The organism is Streptomyces sp. NPDC000941 (assembly GCF_053599555.1).
On record NZ_JBSFMM010000219.1, the window covers coordinates 1 to 18055 of the forward strand.

Genomic DNA, 18055 nt, shown 5'->3' on the forward strand with positions numbered 1-18055 from the left:
CGCCCGGTTACATTCCGAACCCGGAAGCTAAGCCTTTCAGCGCCGATGGTACTGCAGGGGGGACCCTGTGGGAGAGTAGGACACCGCCGAACAATCTTTGATAAAAGCCCGGTTGGGAGCCATGCTCCCGGCCGGGCTTTTTTCTTTTTCCCGGGCACTGCCCGAGTAGTCTGAGCGGCATGCGCTACGACCTGGTCATCTTCGACAACGACGGCGTGCTCGTCGACAGCGAGCCGATCTCCAATCGGCACCTCGCCGCCTATCTGACGGAGTTGGGCCACCCCACCACCTACGAAGACTCCATACGGGACTACATGGGGTCGGCCATGCACCGGATCCATGAGCTGGTCCTCGAGCGCACCGGCCGCCGGCTGCCCGCCGACTTCGACGCGACCTTCCACCGCCGCGTGTTCGACGCCTTCCGCCGGGAACTGGAGCCTGTCACAGGCGTAGCCGACGTCCTGGAGAAGCTGAACGCGGACGGCGTTCCGTACTGTGTCGCCTCCTCCGGAAGCCATGAGCGCATACGCGTCGCGCTGCGGAAGACCGAGCTGTATGGACTCTTTGACGAGCAGCGCATCTTCAGCTCCGAGGATGTGGGGAGGGGCAAGCCCGCGCCGGATCTGTTTCTGCATGCGGCGCGGACGATGGGGGTGCCGCCGGAGCGGTGTGCGGTTGTCGAGGACAGTCCGCTGGGTGTGCAGGCCGCCATCGCCGCCGGGATGGATGTGTACGGATTTACGGCGATGACGCCGGCCGCCAAGCTCGCCAGCGCCCACGCCCGTTTCGCGAAGATGGCAGAACTTCCGCAATTGCTCGCCTGATCTCGCCTAATATGGCGTGGGGCCGTACGCTCCTCGGCCATGACAGATACGCGCCCGACCCCGCGGCTGCGGCACGGCCGGGCCTCGCTGGCCGTCAGTTTCTTCGTCCAGGGCGCGGTCTTTGCTCTGCTGGTGACCCGAATACCCGCGCTGCAGGACCGGTATGGGGTGTCCGACGGGCTGCTGCCCGCGTTCCTCGCCGCGGTTCCGATCCTCGCGGGTGTGGGCAGCGTCGGGACGGAGCACCTGGTCAAGCGGGTGCGGCCGGGGCTGGTGCTGCGTTGGGCCCAGCCGGTGGTCTCCGTCGCGCTGCTCACGGCCGGGTCGGGTACGGCGCTGTGGCAGCTCGCCCTCGCGCTCGCGGTCTTCGGGCTCTCCGTCGGTGCCCTCGACGCGTCGATGAACATGCTCGGCGTCACCCTGCAGCATGCGTACGGGCGGAGCATCATGCTCGGCTTCCATGCCGCGTACAGCCTGGGCGGGATCGGCGGGGCGTCGCTGGCGTGGGCGGGCGCGCACTGGGATGTGTCGTTGCCCGTGCTGTACGCGCCGCTTGTTGCGACGCTTGTGCCGGTCGCGCTGTTCGCCAGCCGCTGGTACGTGGATCGAGCGGGGCAACAGGAAACGGGGCAACAGGAAAAGGACAGGAAGCAGGGGGAGAGCCCGGAGGACGAGCAGGCGTCCGCCGCCGTCGGCATGAAACTGCTGCTGCCACTCTGCCTCGTGATGTCGTTCGCCTATATCGGTGACTCGACGGTCTCCAACTGGAGCGCCAAGTACCTGGAGGACGTGCTGCACAGCTCCGAGCAGCTGGCCACCGTCCCGTACAACGTCTATATGGTCACCGCCCTTCTCGGCCGCACCTTCGGCGACCTCGGGGTGCGCCGCTTCGGCGCGGTCGCCGTCGTGCGGGTCGGCACTCTGCTCGCCTCGGGCGGGTTCGCGGTCGTCGCGGTGGCGCCCGGGGCGTGGGTGGGGATGCTGGGGTTCACGCTGCTGGGGCTGGGGCTGTGTGTGCTGGTGCCGCAGACCTTCGCGGCCGCCGGGCGGCTGTTCCCGGGGGCGTCGGACGCCGCGATCGCGCGCCTCAATATCTTCAATTACGTGGGTTTTCTGATCGGCTCCCCGCTTGTCGGCGCATTGGGCGGCGCATGGAATTACCGGGGGGCGATGCTGGTGCCCATGGCGCTGGTGCTCGCGACGCTGTGGTACGCGAGGTCGTTTGCGCCCACTCCTGCCCGGTACGGTGATGGACATGAGCGGTCGCGCACAGTTGATGTGGGATGAGGGTCTGACGGCGTACGACTTTGGCGCCGGACATCCGATGGACCCGGTCCGTCTGGCGTTGACCATGCGTCTGGTGGAGGCGTTCGGGCTCGACCGCGCCGTCGAGGTGGTCGCGGCAAAGCCCGCCGGGGAGTCCACGCTGCGGCTGGTGCACCGCCAGGACTACATCGAGGCGGTGCGGCGGGCGTCGGCCGATCCGGCCTCGGCGGACGGTTCGTACGGTCTTGGCACCATCGACGATCCGGCCTTCGCCGGAATGCACGAGGCATCGGCGCTGATCGCCGGCCAGTCGGTCGCCGCGGCGGAGAGCGTATGGCGCGGGGACGCGCTGCACGCCGTGAACTTCTCCGGTGGGCTGCATCATGCGATGCCGGGTGGGGCCGCCGGGTTCTGTGTGTACAACGACGCGGCGCTCGCGATCGCGCGGCTGCTGGAGATGGGTGCGGAGCGGGTCGCGTACGTGGATGTGGACGTGCACCACGGGGACGGGGTGCAGGCGGCGTTCTGGGACGACCCGCGGGTGCTCACCATGTCGCTGCACGAGCACCCGAGGACCCTGTTCCCGCAGACCGGATGGCCGGAGGAGACGGGCGGGGAGCGGGCGCCGGGCGGTGCGGTGAATGTGGCGCTGCCGGCCGGAACCGGGGACGCGGGGTGGCTGCGGGCGTATCACGCGGTGGTGCCGGAGCTGTTGGCGGCGTTCCGGCCGCAGGTGCTGGTGACACAGCACGGCGCGGATACGCATGTGGAGGATCCGCTGGCGCATCTCGCGGTGACCGTGGACGCACAGCGCGCGGTCGCGGAGAGCTGTCATGAGCTGGCCCATGAGCACGCGGACGGGCGGTGGATCGCGCTGGGCGGCGGCGGGTACGCGGTGGTGGACGTGGTGCCCAGGACGTGGACGCATCTGGTGGCGATCGCCGCCGGGCGGCCGGTGGCGCCGGAGGCGGAGGTGCCGGAGGAGTGGGGGCACGAGGTGTACCGGCGGACCCGGCAGTCGGCGCCGCGGCGGATGACCGACGGGCGGTCGCCGCAGTGGCGGGACTTCGGGGACGGGGGGTACGACCCGGGGGACAGGCTGGACCAGGCGATCCTCGCGACCCGCCGGGCGGTCTTCCCTCATCACGCGCTGCTGCCCTGAGACGACCGGGCGCTGGGCGCTGCCGTCCCGTAACGCCCGGGCCCTGCTGCCCTGGAACACCCGGGCCCCGGGCCCCGGCCCCGGGCGCCGTTAGGCCAACCGTGGCAACTCTCGCCGTTCTCCGGCCCGCGGTCGCGGTGATCCGTCAGCATCGGTGGCGTGTTGAGTACCGCCGCGCTGCGTGCGCATCTGCTGGCGGCGCGGCTCGCCGGGCCGGTGGCCACGAGCCGGGAGCGGAGCCTGCGCAGCTACCGGCTCTTCGCCGCCCGCGACCCCCGGGTGCTGCTCGGTATCGAGCCCGAACATGACTGGTCCTTCCCGGAGTTACTTCGCCTCATGAGCGACAAATGCGGGGTTTCGGCCAATCCGGCGCTCACCTCGGGTCAGGATGTGATCGATCCCGATCTGACCATCGCCGCCCTCGACGCCTTCGCGGAGCGGCTGGCCGCGGCCGCCGCCGAGGGCGCGCCGGTGCTGCTCGGGACCGGGCATCCGCACCGCCTCCTCGGGTTCTACGCCTCGTTGGCGGCGGCGCTCTCGGCGGCCGGCTGCCCTGTTCTCACCCCCGCGCAGAATAGATGTATCGACATAACGACCCAATTCGGCGTACGTACCTACAACATCGTCTACGTACGAGGAGTCGCGATGGTGCGGGAACCCGGCGCGCGAAACGGGGCTCGCGACCCGGGTTGCCACAGTCATTCACCGCTCCCGGTTCGGGTGGTCCTCGGCTGCGCCGCCGACCGCGGCGGCCCCCTCCCCGGGTTGATCATCGGGGACCACGGATGGGTCTGCGGGGCAGGTCAGCTGGGGTTTGAGGCCATCGGCCTGGCGGACGCCGACGACCCCGCGCCGTTCGTCGGCCAGGCGGAGGGGCGGGTGTCGGTGGCGGTTCCGCTTGACGACGCTGTGCGGTCCGCTTACTACCGACCGATTACTCGCTATGTACTCAATCGGGCGTGTCTGTCACAGTAGGCGTCCGATCGCTACTCCTCTTCCCCACTCGTATCACGCGCCCCTAATCTGGTGAGGAGCGCGCATGCGAGCAGGAGTCACCGGAGGGGAAGCCGGTGCCCGACATGTGCGGAAGGTTCAGGTGTGTCATGGCTGCTGGCGAAAGGCCTCTGAACGAGGTTCAGTTTCTGACCGTGGCGGAAGTCGCCTCGGTGATGCGAGTGTCCAAGATGACCGTGTACCGCTTGGTGCACAGCGGTCATCTGCCGGCGATCCGGGTGGGCAGGTCCTTCCGGGTCCCAGAGCAGGCGGTTCATGAGTATCTCCGCGAGTCCTATGTGGGGGTGGAGTCCGCCTAGGCCCGGACGGGCCCCAGGTCCCGGACGGGGCCAGGCCCGGACGTGCCTGACGGCAGGGGCCAGGGCGCCCCTCGGATTACGCGCTTCGCTCGGCGCCGGGTAGGCTGGCCCGATGTAGGTCGTGTGGGCTCGGACGCCCCGCACCGAGTGAATCGAAGTGAGCGAGGGTAGTCGTGGGCTCTGTTATCAAGAAGCGGCGCAAGCGGATGGCGAAGAAGAAGCACCGCAAGCTGCTCAAGCGCACGCGCGTCCAGCGTCGCAACAAGAAGTAAGCAAGCGACGCTGTGTTCGTCCCGCAGCCCTTCCACCGTCGGTGGGAGGGCTGCGGCGCGTGCACACGGGGGTTCCCAGCGCCGCCGGACCCTCGTCCTAAAACCTCGTAACGTGCGGCGAGTGGTCATCACAGGGCAACATCCAGCGGCTACGGTGTTCGCCTCGGCCCAGCTCGCACGAGGGTGGGAAGGAAGGCGCTGATCTTGGGAAAGGTCGTGCTCGTCACCGGAGTCGCACGCCGCCTGGGGGGCCGCTTCGTACGGCGCATACAGCGCGAGCCCGATGTCGCCCGGGTGATCGGCGTGGACGCCGTCACCCCCGAACACCACCTCGGCGGGGCCGACTTCGTACGTGCCGACATCCGCCACCCCGCGATCGGGAAGCTGCTCGCCGAGACCGGCGTCGACACCGTCGTCCACATGGACATCAACGGCACCCCGCTCGGCGGGCGCGGCAGCCGCACCTCGGTCAAGGAGACCAACGTCATCGGCACCATGCAGCTGCTCGGCGCGTGCCAGAAGGCGCCGTCGGTCCAGCGGCTCGTGGTCAAGTCCAGCACCAATGTGTACGGCTCCGCGCCCCGCGACCCCGCCGTCTTCAGCGAGACCACCCCGCCCAAATCGCTCCCCAGCGGCGGCTTCGCCAAGGACGCCGTCGAGGTCGAGGGGTATGTACGGGGCTTCGCCCGGCGCCGCCCCGATGTGGCGGTCTGCGTGCTGCGCTTCGCCAACATCCTGGGGCCCTGCGCGGACTCGCCCCTCGCCGAGTACTTCGCGCTGCCCGTGCTGCCCACCGTCATCGGCTACGACCCGCGGCTGCAGTTCGTCCACGAGGAAGACGCCATCGAGGTGCTGCGGATCGCCGCCTCCGAGCCGTCCCGGGGCACGCTCAACAGCGGCACCTTCAATATCGCGGGCGACGGTGTGCTGCTGCTCTCACAGGCCGCCCGGCGGCTCGGCCGCCCGACGCTCCCGCTGCTGCTGCCGACCCTGAGATGGGCCCGTACCGCGCTGCGCTCCGTCGCGATCACCGACTTCTCGCCCGAGCAGATCCGGCTGCTCACGCACGGCCGCGTCGTCGCCACCAATCAGATGCGCGAGACGCTGGGCTTCGAGCCCCGATACTCCACGGCCGGCGCCTTCGCCGACTACGCCCGCAGCCGCGGGCCCGGGCTGCTCCCGCCCGAGAGCCTCGCCCGTACCGTCGACCGGCTCGCCGGGCTGCTGCCCGCCCGCGGCGCCGCCCAGAATTGAGGAGCGCAACCACCATGGCGGATGCCAAGGTCATTCCGTTCGGTGAGGAGCCGCGGTCCCGGCGCAAGGGGCAGCGGCAGGGGCGTGCGCACCGGGCCGCCCAGGGCCCGCTCAAGCCCGTACCGCAGCAGCGCGACGAGGAGCGCGACCAGCGGGCGGAGACGCTCGCGGCGGCCGCCACGACGCCGCCGCTGCCGCCCCACGACTCGCCGGGAGGCGGCGCCCCCGCGGGCGGCTGGGAGCGGCGGCTGGCGCACGGCCTGAGCTTTCTGCGCCGCCGGGTCACGGGGGAGTACGAGGTCGACGACTTCGGCTATGACGAGGACCTGACCGACCAGGTGCTGATGTCACTGCTGCGCCCGATGTACGAGAAATACTTCCGGGTCGAGGTGAAGGGCATCGAGAACATCCCGGACAGCGGGGGCGCGCTCGTCGTCGCCAACCACTCCGGGGTGCTGCCGCTGGACGGGCTGATGCTCCAGGTCGCGGTCCACGACCACCACCCGGCGGACCGCCATCTGCGGCTGCTCGCGGCCGACCTGGTCTTCGTACTGCCGGTCATCAACGAGCTGGCGCGCAAGCTCGGGCATACGCTGGCGTGCGCCGAGGACGCCCAGCTGCTGCTGGAGCGCGGCGAGGTGGTCGGGGTGATGCCGGAGGGCTTCAAGGGGATCGGCAAGCCGTTCTCCGAGCGGTACAAGCTGCAGCGCTTCGGGCGGGGCGGCTTTGTCTCGACGGCGCTGCGCGCCGGGGCGCCGATCGTGCCGTGCTCGATCGTCGGCGCCGAGGAGATCTACCCGATGATCGGGAACGCGAAGACGCTCGCGCGGCTGCTGGGCTTCCCATACTTCCCGGTCACGCCGACCTTCCCCTGGCTGGGGCCGCTCGGCGGAGTGCCGCTGCCGACGAAGTGGACGATCCAGTTCGGTGAGCCGATCCCGACGGACTCGTATCCGCCGGAGGCGGCGGACGACCCGATGCTGATGTTCAACCTGACCGACCAGGTACGCGAGACGATCCAGCACACGCTCTACAAGCTGCTGGTGCAGCGGCGGTCTGTCTTTTTCTGAGCGCTTTCTGAGCGCTTTCTCAGGCGGCGCCCGGGTTCCATGGGGAACGCCGGGCGCCGCCTCCGTCGTACGCGCCCCTACTTCCTGTCTACTTCCCGTCGCCGTCGATGCCGAGGCCCGGCAGCAGGTCGGGCAGCAGTGGCGGGATGGTGATCTCCGGCTGGGTCGGTTTGGTGCCCGGGTCGCCCTTGCCGGAGGACGGGAGCGGTGTCGGCTCGCCCGTCGGTGGATCCAGCAGATCGCCGGCGCCGCCGATGAGGCCGCCGTCCTCGAGGTGGGACGGCGCCGAGGGGTGCGGCCGGGTGTCGTCCCCGCTGGGGCGGGGGGCGCTCGGCGTGGTCACGGCGGGCGCCGGAATGTTGGAACCGCCCGTGGTGGTCCGCTCGGGTGGCTCGACCACCGAATGACCGGTGTTGTCCCGGCCGTCGCGGGAGGCGGGCAGCAGGGACTGCAGCGGACCGACCTCTTGGTCTATGGCGTCGAACACCGAGCTCACCTCGTCCCCCACGTCCATGAGCTGGACGGGCAGCTTCTCGCGCAGCCGGGACCAGCCGTCGCGGTGGGAGCGGGAGAAGGACGACAGCGTCCGCATGGGGCCGAGCGAGCCGTCCCGCTCATAGACCTTGTGCAGCAGCCGGTGGCCCTCGGAGGCGTCATGGCGCATCCCGGCGAGGGCCTTGCGGATCTCGCTCAGCGATTCATGGTCCAGATCGCCCGAGCGGCCCCGCTCCATCAGCCGGCGCGCCTCGCTCATCCGGGTCGACGCCTGGTCCAGATACAGCCGGCCGCGATCCGCGTCGTCGTCGGCCATCTCGAGCTTCAGATCCTCTATGCCGCGCTTGAAGCCATAGAGGGTGTCACCGGGCAGAGCGTCGGAGCTGGCCGCGGCGACGCCGCCGAACGCGCCCGCCGCCACCCCGACCGTGAGCCCTCCGGCGGCCAGCCCCTTGGACCAGCGGGAGCGGGGGCGCAGTCTGCTGAGGGGCGTCGTCCGGCGGGCGCGGGGCGGCCGCTGCCCGGGCACCTGGGGCGCGCCCTCGGCGAAGGCCGCTTCCATGGCGGCGACCAGCTGGGCCCGCTGGGTGACCCGGACCTCGGGATCCAGCTTCGGTGCCGGCAACTCGCCGAGCCCGCTCGTCAGGGCCAGCAGCCGTCTGTGCTCCGCGCTGTCGGCCGAAGAGCCGGGCTGCTCGGCCCCCGCCGCGCCCTGGGAATCCTGGCGGCTGTCCTTCTCCAGGGCCTCCAGGGCCTCCAGGGCCTTGGCGAAGGCGTGAGCCCGCCGGTGCGCCGATACGTTCGCGATCACAGGCGGCACCTCCTCTCGTCATGACGGTCCACTCCCCAGGACACCTGGAAGGTTGCACGCCGCATGCCTTTCCACCCGAACGAGTGGGGTGTCTATGGAAGGGCGTGACCGCAAGGAGCCTGCATCCTCCTCAACGAGCGGCGCAGCACCAGGGTTACGCCCTCCCGATGATCGGACGGGGCGTGGTGGCGCCACCACCCAGGGTCAGCGGGCGTCCTCGGGGAGGAGCCGGGCCAGGGTACGGACGGCCCGGTACTGGAGGGTCTTGATCGCGCCTTCGTTCTTCCCCATGACGCGGGCGGTCTCGGCGACGGACAGGCCCTGGAGGAAGCGCAGCGTCACACACTCCTGCTGCTGCGGGTTGAGCTTGCGCACGGCCTGGAGCAGCGCAGCGTTGGAGAGGGATTCCAGGACGGAGTCCTCAGGGGAGCGCTCGACCTCATTGGCGTCGAGCATCTCGCCGGTGGTGACCTCCAGCCGGAAGCGGCTGGATTTGAAGTGGTCGGCGACCAGATTGCGGGCGATGGTCACCAGCCAGGCGCCGAAGTCACGGCCCTGCCAGGTGAACGTGCCGATGCGGCGCAGCGCCCGCAGGAACGTCTCGCTGGTGAGGTCTTCGGCCGTGGCCCGGCCGCCTACGCGGTAGTAGATATAGCGGTAGACGGTGTCGGCGTACTGGTCGTACAGCCGGCCGAAGGCCTCGGCCTCGCCCGCCTGGGCGCGCTCGACGAGGTCCATCATGCGGCGGCTGTCGCTGTCCGCGCTGGGGCGGCGGGCGGTGGACGTGCCGCCGCGGGAGCGTCTGCCGACCGCCGCGCCGCCGTCGGCCAGGGCATAGCAGGAGCTGGCGGGGCCGGCCGCGCCGTCGGCGCCGACAGCGACGGACGGCATGGGTGTGGCGAGGGCGGGGACGGCATACGCGGTGGGGACGAAGCCGCGCAGACAGTCGAGGACCGTTGCGCGCAGCGTAGCCAGGCCCGAGGCGTCAACCCCGACGTGTGGGTACACGGGACTCCCAGAGGCAGAGCTTCCATCACGTGCAGTACGGGACCGTTCACCCGCCGTAGGGACGCGTGGGTACCGATTTGCGTCTAAGGAGAATAACGCTTCGTACAGGCAACGCTACACCCAGTTGTCCAAATCATCGTTTCAGTCTGCTCCGTTATGGGTTGATGACCGATCAAGTATCGAATGCAGTAAGGCTCTTGACCGGTAAGTGTCGGGGTCTGCGCGATTTCGTGGCGTGTTGTGCAAAAGAGGCGGTAAGAGGGCAGGCCGGAGCCTTGTGGGGCGGGAAACCGGGATTGACCGGCCGGGCGCGGCCGTGGTCAGCCGATGACGCTCCGGGGGCGGGGTGGCGCGCCGGGGGCCGTCATCACGGACGGTCATCGCCCGGCGCGAGTGGTCGGGTGTCGGCGCAAGCGGTCAAGGGTGAAGGCCGAGGCCGCAGGGTGACGGCTGGGTGCCGCGTCAGCCACGCCGCGTCAGCCACGCCGCGTCAGCCACGCGGCGTGGCCCACGCGGCGTCAGAGGCGGCGGCGTCAGCCTCGCCGTGTCAGAGGTGCCGGCGTCAGAGGCGGCTGTGTCAGAAGCGGCGGTGTAAGAAGCGGCGGTGTCAGAAGCGGCGGCGGCGGTGCAGGGCCACGGCGGCCGCCGTGCCGCCCGCCACCGCGCCGACCCCGGCCGCCGCCGGGATGCCGATCTTGGCGGCCTTGCGGCCCGTACGGTAGTCGCGCAGCCGCCAGCCGTGCTCGCGCGCGTGCTTGCGCAGCCGCCCGTCGGGGTTCACCGCGTACGGATGGCCGACGATCGACAGCATCGGAATGTCGTTCGAGGAGTCGCTGTACGCGGCGCAGCGTGACAGGTCAAGGCCCTCGGCCGCCGCCAGCGCCCGTACCGCCTCGGCCTTGGCCGGCCCGTGCAGCGGTTCGCCGACCAGCTTGCCCGTGTACACCCCGCCGACCGACTCGGCCACGGTGCCGAGCGCACCGGTCAGGCCCAGCCGCCGGGCGATGATCGTCGCGGTCTCCACCGGGGCGGCGGTCACCAGCCAGACCCGCTGTCCGGCGTCGAGGTGGGCCTGGGCGAGGGCGCGGGTGCCTGGCCAGATGCGGTCGGCCATGTACTCGTCGTAGATCTCCTCGCCGATCGTCATCAGCTCCGAGACCCGGTGGCCCTTGACGATGGACAGGGCGCTGCTGCGCACGTCCTCCATATGGGCCGGGTCCTCGACGCCGGCCAGCCGGAACCAGGTCTGCTGCCAGGCGAAACGGGCCAGCTCGCGCTTGCGGAAGAAATGGCGCTTGTAGAGGCCGCGGCCGAAGTGGAACAGGGCGGCGCCCTGCATGACCGTGTTGTCCAGGTCGAAGAAGGCGGCCGCCCGCTCGTCCCCGACGACGGGGAACTCCGGCTCAGGCGCCTCGGGGGCCTCGGGGAGCGGGGGCGTCTGGGCCGAGGACTTGCGCGCGGCCTCGGCCGAGGCTTCTCCGGCGAGGACGCTCGCTTCGGTGGCGAGGTGTCGACGACGGGTGAACCATCCCAATGCGGCCATGGGCTGAGCATAGCCAGCCATTCCCCGCATCCCGTTACGGCCGGGTGTCGGGACGATTCAGCCGCGCCGACTTCCCGGATGCGGAACGGATACGGAACGGGTCCGGAAGGGCTGCGGAAGGGCTGCGGAAGGGCTGCGGAAGGGCTGCGGAGCAGCCCGGGGCGGGGGCTGGGCGCGGGCGCCCGCTCAGCCGCGCAGCGCCTTCCGGAGCCGATCCGGGTTCACCCGCCAGAAGTCGTGCTGTGCGCCGTCGACGAGGACCACCGGGATCTGCTCCCAGTACTTACGGTAGAGCTCCTCGTCCTGGGTGATGTCCTTCTTCTCCCAGGACGCGCCCAGCTCGCCGCAGACCTTCGCGACCACGGCCTCGGCGTCCTCGCACAGATGGCAGTCGGGCTTGCCGATCAGCGTGACCGTGCGTTCGGCGGGGTTCTTGCGCGGGGTGCGGCGCAGCAGCGGGCTCATGTCCGCCATTGTGCCCCGCGCCGTCGATTACCATAGTGGGCGATTTGTTGCTGTCTGTGCTGCTGTCTGTGCTCTGTCCTGGGGGCGAGCGGTGAGGAGTGAGGGCCCGTGCTCCCGTCGGCGTCCCGGCCGCGCGGATGTGGCCGCCGGGAACGGTGTGACACCTGTTGTGGTTCCACGAGCAGGTCGAATAGATGCGTGACACCGGTCACTTTGCTCGGACAAAGCGGACACCATCTTTGTGCACGCGTTCACAAAGACATAGCCTGCTGTTGATGGGGACGTCCTGAAACATACGGACGCCCGCAGCCCCGCTCTACCCGCAGGAGCACCGTGGCAACTGGCCGAACTCACCGACCGGCGACCCGAAGCCGAGGGATCCCCGAGGCCACCGTCGCCCGGCTTCCGCTGTATCTCCGTGCGCTGACCGCGCTCTCCGAGCGCTCGGTGCCCACGGTCTCCTCGGAGGAGCTCGCGGCCGCGGCCGGGGTCAATTCGGCCAAGCTGCGCAAGGACTTCTCCTACCTCGGGTCGTACGGCACCCGCGGGGTCGGTTACGACGTGGAATACCTCGTCTACCAGATCTCGCGTGAGCTGGGCCTCACCCAGGACTGGCCGGTTGTGATCGTCGGTATCGGTAACCTCGGCGCGGCGCTCGCCAACTACGGCGGCTTCGCCTCCCGCGGCTTCCGGGTCGCCGCGCTGATCGACGCCGACCCGGCGATGACCGGCAAGCCGGTCGCGGGCATCGCGGTGCAGCACACCGACGAGCTCGAGCAGATCATCACCGACAACGGCGTGTCGATCGGCGTCATCGCCACCCCTGCCGGCGCGGCCCAGCAGGTCTGCGACCGGCTGGTGGCCGCCGGGGTCACCTCGATCCTCAACTTCGCCCCCACCGTGCTCTCGGTGCCGGACGGGGTGGACGTACGCAAGGTCGACCTGTCGATCGAGCTGCAGATCCTCGCCTTCCACGAGCAGCGCAAGGCGGGCGAGGAGACGGGCGCGCCCGACGAGGCGGCGGCGAGCGCGCAGCCGGCCGCCCAGTCGTCCGCCCAGGAAACGCCGGGGGCCGCCGCGGCGGCGCCGGCCCCGCTCGCCCCGCACCGCGCGGCGCCGGGCGCGGGCACCGACAACGGTCGCCAGGACAACGGTCGCCAGGGACCTGACGGGGATGTGCCCGCCGTGATGCCGGCATGAGCCTTCTCGTCGTCGGACTGAGTCATCGCACCGCGCCGGTGAGCGTGCTGGAGCGCGCCTCCCTGGTGGGCGAGGAGCCGGCCAAGCTGGCGCAGGACACCCTCGTGGCCGAGCCCGCCACCGAGGCCGCCGTGCTGGCCACCTGCAACCGCATCGAGCTGTACGCGGACGTGGACAAGTTCCACGCCGGGGTCGCCGAGCTGTCCACGCTGCTCGCCCAGCACACCGGGGTCGACCTCGACGAGCTCACTCCGTATCTGTACGTCCACTACGAGGACCGGGCCGTCCACCACCTGTTCTCGGTGGCCTGCGGGCTGGACTCGATGGTCGTCGGCGAGGGCCAGATCCTCGGCCAGATCAAGGACGCGCTCGCGCTGGGGCAGGAGCTGCACACCGCGGGCCGACTGCTGAACGATCTGTTCCAGCAGGCGCTGCGGGTCGGCAAGCGGGCCCACAGCGAGACCGGTATCGACAAGGCCGGTCAGTCGCTCGTCACCTTCGGCTTCGAACAGCTGGCCGGGGGCACCACGCCGGTGGCGGACTGGGCGTCGGGGCGGCGTGCCCTGGTGATCGGGGCGGGCTCGATGTCCTCGCTGGCCGCGACCACGCTCGCGCGTGCCGGTGTTGCCGAACTGGTGATCGCCAACAGGACGTTGGATCGGGCGCGGCGCCTCGCGGAGTCCCTGGCCGGGCAGAACGCCGGTGCGGATGCCGTCGCCGGTGCCCCGCGCGAGGACGGCTCTGCCGCCGGTCGTCCGCTGATCGCCCGTGCTGTGCCGCGGGATCGTGTCGCGGACGAGCTGCCCTACGCCGACATCGTCGTCTCCTGTACGGGCGCGACCGGCCTGGTACTGACCGCCGACATGCTGCGCGAAGCCCTCGACCGGCGCGCGGAGCACCGGGCGGCGGGCGCCGTCGGGCCGGGCGCGGCGGAGACCGTCGCGCTGCTCGACCTGGCGATGCCGCGCGACATCGACGCGGCGGCGCACCGCGTCGCCGGGCTGCACCTGGTGGACATCGAGTCGCTGGCCGAGGCCGCGGCGACAGTGTCCGATCAGCCGACTACGTCGGCGGGCCCGATGGCCGCCGACGTCGACCAGGTCCGGGCCATCGTCTCCTCCGAGGTTTCCGCCTTCGGGGCAGCTCAGCGCGCCGCGCACATCACGCCGACCGTGGTCGCGCTGCGTACCATGGCGGCAGATGTGGTCGCCGGCGAGATCGCCCGGCTCGACGGGCGCCTCCCCGACCTCGACGAAAGACAGCGCGCCGAGATCACCCAGACCGTGCGCCGCGTCGTCGACAAGCTGCTGCACGCGCCCACCGTGCGGGTCAAGCAGCTCGCGAGCACGCCCGGCGGCGCCGGGTATGCGGACGCGCTGCGTGAGCTGTTCGACCTCGACCCGCAGGCGGTGGCCGCCGTCAGCCGGGCCGATACGAACGGCACCCGCCCGAACGGCGGCGACACCGGCCGGCCCGGCGCCGCGGCCGTACCGAACGACCCGAAGAGAGGCCGGGCATGAACGCGACACCCCCCGCCGCCTCCGGCCGGGCACACACCCCCGCCGCCTCCAGCACCCCCGCCGCCTCCGGTGCATCCGCGCCGCTGCGGCTCGGCACCCGGCGCTCCGCGCTGGCCATGGCCCAGTCCGGGCAGATAGCGGACGCCGTGCGCCGCGTCACCGGACGTCCCGTCGAGCTCGTGGAGATCACGACGCGCGGGGACGTCTCGCGCGAGGACCTTGCGCAGATCGGCGGCACGGGCGTCTTCGCCACCGCGCTGCGCGAGGCGCTGCTGCGCGGCGAGATCGACTTCGCCGTCCACTCGCTGAAGGACCTGCCGACCGCGCAGCCCGAGGGCCTGGTCCTGGCCGCGCTGCCGACCCGCGAGGACCCGCGCGACGCGCTGATCGCCCGCGACGGCCTCACCTTCGCCGAGCTTCCGCCCGGCGCCCGGATAGGCACCGGCTCCCCGCGCCGCACCTCCCAGCTGCGCGCCTGGGCGCGCTCGCTGGGGCTGCGGATCGAGACCGTGCCGATCCGCGGCAACGTCGACACCCGTATCGGCTACGTCCGCTCGGGGGAGCTGGACGCGGTGGTGCTGGCCGCCGCCGGCCTGAGCCGTCTGGGACGGCTCGACGAGGCGACCGAGATCCTGGACGCCGACCACATCCTGCCCGCCCCCGGTCAGGGGGCACTGGCAGTCGAGTGCGCCGCCGCCAACGCGGCGCTCGCTGCTCAGCTCGCCGAGCTCGACGACCCGCTCACCCGGGTCGCCGTGACCGCCGAGCGATCCCTGCTCGCCGCCCTGGAGGCCGGCTGCAGCGCACCTGTGGGTGCGCTGGCCGACCTGCTGGGCGACGGTCAGGCTGCCACCGAAATGCGCCTGCGTGGCGTCGTCGGCACCACCGACGGCTCCTCGCTGGTGCAGCTGTCCACCACCGGTCCCGTTCCCGCGGCGCCTGGCGAGGAGGCGGCCCGGCTCATGGGACATGAGCTCGCCGCCGAGATGCTTGCGAAGGGTGCGGCCGGTCTTATGGGGGAGCGAGCACATTGAACCCCAACGCCCCTAACCACCCACCCGGACACGGGCACGTCACCTTCCTCGGTGCCGGCCCGGGAGATCCAGGCCTGCTGACGTTGCGTGCCGTGGAGGCACTAGGCGCCGCTGATGTACTGATCGCCGATCCACAAGTGCTCGACGTGGTACGTACGCACGTCAGGCCGGGCGTGGCCGCGGACGCTCAGGGCGCACCGGAGCAGGCGAGAGCTGACGCGTCGTCAAGCACCGCCGACGTGGCCCTACTCAGGGACACGGCCAATCTTGTCATGGGCGCCGCGCGGAGCGGCAAGCGGGTCGTCCGCGCGGTCGCGGGCGACCCTGGCCTGGACGGATACGCCGCCGACGAGATGGTCGCGTGCGCCGCCGAGGGCATCGTCTTCGAGGTGGTGCCGGGCGTGGCGGCCGCAGTGGGCGTGCCCGCGTACGCGGGGGTGCCGCTGCGGGACGCGCAGGGCACCGATGTGCGCTTCGTGGACGCCCGTACGGCCGACGACCGCTGCTGGAGCGAGGTCGGCTCCTCGGACGCGACCGCCGTGGTCTCCGCGACCCTGGAGACGGTCGCGGCCGCCGCGGGCGAGCTGGTGGCCGCCGGGCGCAAGCCCGACACCCCGCTGACCGTCACCGTCGCCGGTACGACCACCCGGCAGCGCACCTGGACGGCGACGCTGGGCACCATCGCGCAGGTGCTGAAGGCGGCAAAGGTGCTGCCGTCGCCGCAGGGCGCCCAGCCGGTGATAGCCGTCGTCGGCGAGCGCAGCGCGGCCGCGCAGCGCGAACAGCTGGCGTGGTTCGAGTCCAAGCCGCTGTTCGGCTGGCATGTGCTGGTGCCGCGCACCAAGGAGCAGGCCGCCTCACTCTCGGACCAGCTGCGCTCGTACGGCGCGGTGCCCAGCGAGGTGCCGACCATCGCCGTGGAGCCGCCGCGCACCCCGCAGCAGATGGAGCGCGCGGTCAAGGGCCTGGTCACCGGGCGCTATGAGTGGATCGCCTTCACCTCGGTCAACGCGGTCAAGGCGGTGCGGGAGAAGTTCGAGGAGTACGGGCTCGACGCCCGCGCCTTCGCCGGGATCAAGGTCGCGGCGGTGGGCGAGGCGACTGCCAAGTCGCTCATCGAGTTCGGGGTCAAGCCGGACCTGGTGCCCAGCGGCGAGCAGTCCGCGGCCGGGCTGCTGGAGGACTGGCCGCCGTACGACCCGGTCTTCGACCCGATCGACCGCGTCTTCCTGCCGCGTGCCGATATCGCCACGGAGACGCTGGTGGCCGGGCTGATCGAGCTGGGCTGGGAGGTCGACGACGTCACGGCGTACCGCACCGTGCGCGCCTCGCCGCCGCCGGCCGAGACCCGCGAGGCGATCAAGGGCGGCGGTTTCGACGCGGTGCTCTTCACCTCGTCGTCGACCGTACGGAACCTCGTCGGCATCGCGGGCAAGCCGCACAACGTCACGGTCATCGCCTGTATCGGCCCGGCCACCGCGAAGACCGCGGAGGAGCACGGCCTGCGGGTGGACGTACTGTCGCCCGAGCCCTCGGTGCACAAGCTGGCCGAGGCGCTGGCGGAGTTCGGGGCGGCCCGGCGGCGGGCCGCGACCCAGGCGGGGGAGCAGGTCACCCGCCCGAGCGAGCGGCGGCCCGGTTCACGGAGGAGGGCACGCTCTTGAGCACCCACGACAGCAGCACCACGTACGGCGGTACTGGTTCCGCCCCGCACGGCTCCACCTCGCACGGCCCCACCCCGTACGGGAGCTTCCCCGGCGCCCGGCCGCGCCGGCTGCGGGTGAACGCGGCCATGCGGCGCATGGTCGCCGAGACCCGGCTGCACCCGGCCGAGCTGATCCTGCCCGCCTTCATCCTGGAGGGCGCGGCCGAGCCGGTGCCGCTGGCCTCGATGCCGGGCGTCGTCCAGCACACCCGCGACTCGCTGCGGAAGGCCGCCGTGGAGGCGGTCGAGGCGGGCGTCGGCGGGATCATGCTCTTCGGCGTGCCGGAGGAGAGCAAGAAGGACGCGATCGGCACGCCGGGCACCGACCCGGACGGCATCCTTCAGGTCGCCCTGCGGGACGTACGGTCCGAGGTCGGCGACGAACTGATCGTCATGTCCGACCTGTGCCTCGACGAGCACACCGACCACGGCCACTGCGGCGTGCTCGACGCCGAGGGCCGGGTCGACAACGACGCGACGCTGGAGCGCTACGCCGAAATGGCGCGGGTGCAGGCGGACGCGGGGGCCCATGTGGTGGGCGCGAGCGGAATGATGGACGGCCAGGTCGGGGTCGCCCGGGCGGCCCTGGACGGCATCGGCCGCCAGGACGTGTCGATCCTCGCCTACACCGCCAAGTACGCCTCGGCCTTCTACGGGCCCTTCCGCGAGGCCGTGGGGTCCTCCCTCAAGGGCGACCGCAAGACGTATCAGCAGGACGCGGCCAACGCCCGGGAGGCGCTGCGCGAGCTGGCGCTCGACCTGGCCGAGGGCGCCGACATGGTGATGGTCAAGCCCGCGCTGCCGTACCTGGACATCCTGCGCCGGATCGCGGACGAGTCGGATGTGCCGGTCGCCGCGTACCAGATCTCCGGGGAGTACGCGATGGTCGAGGCCGCCGCGGCCAATGGGTGGATCGACCGGGACCGGGCGATCATGGAGACGCTGACGTCCGTACGGCGGGCGGGGGCGGGCATGGTCCTGACCTACTGGGCAACCGAGGTCGCGCAGTGGCTGAGCCGGGGCGACGTCTGAGACGTCTGAGGCCGCGGCATTTGCGGTGAGTATGAGACAGCGACACGCCGTCGTTTCGGCGTGTCGCTGTAGCATACACAA

Annotated in this window: 17 protein-coding genes and 1 rRNA gene; 14 read left to right on the forward strand and 4 right to left on the reverse strand. The window is 71.3% G+C overall.

What is annotated here, in order from left to right; genetic code table 11:
* The 9 genes from rrf to ACWDSL_RS43175 all read left to right on the forward strand — a co-directional run.
* A 5S ribosomal RNA gene (gene rrf / locus ACWDSL_RS43135) occupies positions 1-92 on the forward strand; the annotation flags it as partial.
* Between the two features lie 87 nt (positions 93-179).
* The gene (locus ACWDSL_RS43140; RefSeq protein ID WP_450493894.1) at positions 180-824 is read left to right on the forward strand and encodes an HAD family hydrolase; all 645 of its coding nucleotides are present in this window, start codon (positions 180-182) and stop codon (positions 822-824) included.
* A 39-nt stretch (positions 825-863) separates the two neighbouring features.
* Positions 864-2111, forward strand: a complete 1248-nt coding sequence (locus ACWDSL_RS43145; protein ID WP_450493896.1) for an MFS transporter — start codon at positions 864-866, stop codon at positions 2109-2111.
* The gene (locus tag ACWDSL_RS43150) at positions 2080-3252 is read left to right on the forward strand and encodes an acetoin utilization protein AcuC (protein WP_450493898.1); all 1173 of its coding nucleotides are present in this window, start codon (positions 2080-2082) and stop codon (positions 3250-3252) included. Before ACWDSL_RS43145 ends, ACWDSL_RS43150 begins: the two co-directional genes overlap by 32 nt.
* 159 nt (positions 3253-3411) lie before the next feature.
* Positions 3412-4227 (forward strand): phosphatase, encoded by an 816-nt coding sequence (locus ACWDSL_RS43155; RefSeq protein ID WP_450493899.1) that lies wholly within the window; start codon positions 3412-3414, stop codon positions 4225-4227.
* A gap of 128 nt (positions 4228-4355) precedes the next feature.
* Entirely contained in the window at positions 4356-4565 is a 210-nt protein-coding gene (locus tag ACWDSL_RS43160; protein WP_014053989.1) for a helix-turn-helix domain-containing protein, read from the forward strand.
* A 173-nt stretch (positions 4566-4738) separates the two neighbouring features.
* Complete coding sequence (locus tag ACWDSL_RS43165; protein WP_003948845.1) at positions 4739-4837, forward strand: 30S ribosomal protein bS22; 99 nt, start codon at positions 4739-4741, stop codon at positions 4835-4837.
* Positions 4838-5041: 204 nt separating this feature from the next.
* On the forward strand, positions 5042-6091 hold the full coding sequence (locus ACWDSL_RS43170; RefSeq protein ID WP_450493902.1) for an NAD-dependent epimerase/dehydratase family protein: 1050 nt from the start codon (positions 5042-5044) through the stop codon (positions 6089-6091).
* Positions 6092-6105: 14 nt separating this feature from the next.
* The gene (locus ACWDSL_RS43175; RefSeq protein ID WP_450493904.1) at positions 6106-7161 is read left to right on the forward strand and encodes a lysophospholipid acyltransferase family protein; all 1056 of its coding nucleotides are present in this window, start codon (positions 6106-6108) and stop codon (positions 7159-7161) included.
* Between the two features lie 88 nt (positions 7162-7249).
* Here ACWDSL_RS43175 and ACWDSL_RS43180 read toward each other — a convergent pair whose 3' ends face one another.
* The 4 genes from ACWDSL_RS43180 to ACWDSL_RS43195 form a co-directional block, all read right to left on the reverse strand.
* On the reverse strand, positions 7250-8467 hold the full coding sequence (locus ACWDSL_RS43180) for a DUF5667 domain-containing protein (RefSeq protein ID WP_450493906.1): 1218 nt from the start codon (positions 8465-8467) through the stop codon (positions 7250-7252).
* A gap of 204 nt (positions 8468-8671) precedes the next feature.
* Entirely contained in the window at positions 8672-9475 is an 804-nt protein-coding gene (locus ACWDSL_RS43185; protein ID WP_450493907.1) for an ECF subfamily RNA polymerase sigma factor, BldN family, read from the reverse strand.
* A 607-nt stretch (positions 9476-10082) separates the two neighbouring features.
* On the reverse strand, positions 10083-11018 hold the full coding sequence (locus ACWDSL_RS43190; protein ID WP_450493909.1) for an HAD family hydrolase: 936 nt from the start codon (positions 11016-11018) through the stop codon (positions 10083-10085).
* Between the two features lie 186 nt (positions 11019-11204).
* Positions 11205-11483, reverse strand: a complete 279-nt coding sequence (locus ACWDSL_RS43195; protein ID WP_089509882.1) for a glutaredoxin family protein — start codon at positions 11481-11483, stop codon at positions 11205-11207.
* 333 nt (positions 11484-11816) lie between these two features.
* On the opposite strand from ACWDSL_RS43195, the gene ACWDSL_RS43200 reads away from it, so the two are divergent.
* Genes ACWDSL_RS43200 through hemB form a run of 5 tightly spaced genes read left to right on the forward strand, consistent with a single transcriptional unit; the run spans position 11817 to position 17974 of the window.
* Entirely contained in the window at positions 11817-12683 is an 867-nt protein-coding gene (locus ACWDSL_RS43200; protein ID WP_450493911.1) for a redox-sensing transcriptional repressor Rex, read from the forward strand.
* A complete protein-coding gene (locus tag ACWDSL_RS43205; RefSeq protein ID WP_450493913.1) occupies positions 12680-14203 on the forward strand; it encodes a glutamyl-tRNA reductase in 1524 nt (507 codons plus the stop codon). The genes ACWDSL_RS43200 and ACWDSL_RS43205 overlap by 4 nt, the downstream gene beginning before the upstream one ends.
* Positions 14200-15237 (forward strand): hydroxymethylbilane synthase, encoded by a 1038-nt coding sequence (gene hemC / locus ACWDSL_RS43210; protein ID WP_450493915.1) that lies wholly within the window; start codon positions 14200-14202, stop codon positions 15235-15237. Before ACWDSL_RS43205 ends, hemC begins: the two co-directional genes overlap by 4 nt.
* Positions 15234-16901, forward strand: coding sequence for a uroporphyrinogen-III synthase (locus tag ACWDSL_RS43215; RefSeq protein WP_450493917.1), 1668 nt, complete (start codon positions 15234-15236; stop codon positions 16899-16901). The genes hemC and ACWDSL_RS43215 overlap by 4 nt, the downstream gene beginning before the upstream one ends.
* Positions 16898-17974: a porphobilinogen synthase gene (gene hemB / locus ACWDSL_RS43220; RefSeq protein ID WP_450493919.1), complete on the forward strand. Its 1077-nt coding sequence runs from the start codon at positions 16898-16900 to the stop codon at positions 17972-17974. The genes ACWDSL_RS43215 and hemB overlap by 4 nt, the downstream gene beginning before the upstream one ends.
* Positions 17975-18055 lie beyond the last annotated feature (81 nt).